The following is a 975-nucleotide window of genomic DNA, read 5'->3' as shown; positions in this document are numbered from 1 at the left end:
TGGCCCGCTCGGCCCGGTCGACCACGCCTCGCAGCCCGACCCGGCTCCTGCTCCTGCTCCTCTTCCGGTTACGGTTCCGGTTCCGGTTCCGCAGGGCGCGCCCACCGCCGTCCCGAACCCGTCCAGGGCCGCCGCCGCTCCGGCCGCGCACCCCGGGCGGAAGGCCGAGCCGCTGCTCAGCCTCGGCTCGCCGGGCCCCGCCCGGCGCGGCTGACCTCCGGCCGGTCCGCGTCCCCGAACGGCCCTACCGGTCCGCGCGGCGGACCCGGCCGCCGACCTCGACCAGCCCCTCCCCGGGGATCCCGGTGACGAGCTGCGAGCCGAGCCCCTGGGTGATCGTCAGCCCCCGGCCCAGCTCGGCCGTCAGCAGCAGCGCGGCCGCGCCGGTCGCCTCGTCCTCGTCGATGCCGTCGCCCCGGCCGGGGAAGGCCCGGGCGCGGACGGTGCCCGCCGTCTCGTCCTGCCAGGCCCAGGCGTAGATCCACTCGCCCGGCGGCGGCACCGCCAGCCCGTCGACCTCGGCCGCCGTCGCGTACCGGCGGAGCGTGCGCGGCGGCGCCCAGGCGGCCGGGGCCGCGACCCGGGTGAACTCGCCGTCGCGCCGCACCCGGACCACGCCCGCGGCGGTGACCAGCCGGTCGACGCCCAGCAGCCAGGCCGCGCCGACGCAGGGGTGACCGGCGAAGGGGAGGCGCAGGGTCGGGGTCCAGATGTCGATCGCACCGCTCTCCGGGTCGTCGACGAACACCGTCTCGCTGAAACCGAGCCGCCGCGCGATGGCCTGCCGGTCCGCCTGGGCGGGCACGGCCGCGCCGTCCCGGACGACGCCCAGCGCGTTGCCGTGCGTGCCGTCCGGGCCGCAGAACACGTGGAGCACCTCGTGGTCGGCCATGGTGCGGTCACTCCTGTCGGGTCGGGCCCGCGCGGCGCTCGCGCGGGCCGGGGGTCACTCGGCCCGTCCGCGCTGTCCGGGCT

Annotated in this window: 1 protein-coding gene and 1 pseudogene; one reads left to right on the top strand and one right to left on the bottom strand. The window is 79.1% G+C overall.

Annotated features, from left to right (window positions below; all coding sequences use genetic code 11):
- A pseudogene (locus BI06_RS52885) lies at nt 1-214 on the top strand (hypothetical protein); the annotation flags it as partial.
- Between the two features lie 30 nt (nt 215-244).
- Here the strand turns inward: BI06_RS52885 and BI06_RS14065 are convergent.
- Nucleotides 245-892 (bottom strand): PhzF family phenazine biosynthesis protein, encoded by a 648-nt coding sequence (locus tag BI06_RS14065; RefSeq protein WP_030393411.1) that lies wholly within the window; start codon nt 890-892, stop codon nt 245-247.
- Between the last annotated feature and the right edge of the window lie 83 nt (nt 893-975).

This window comes from Kitasatospora sp. MBT66 (assembly GCF_000710405.2).
Classification (GTDB): Bacteria; Actinomycetota; Actinomycetes; order Streptomycetales; family Streptomycetaceae; genus Kitasatospora; species Kitasatospora purpeofusca.
The sequence above is the reverse complement of the archived record's forward strand: the minus strand, read 5'-3'. Positions and strand labels throughout refer to the sequence as shown.

Bases quoted from the DNA above. Each gene is read 5' to 3' on its own strand.
- BI06_RS14065 (WP_030393411.1), bottom strand. From the start codon at position 892: ATGGCCGACCACGAGGTGCTCCACGTGTTCTGCGGCCCGGACGGCACG.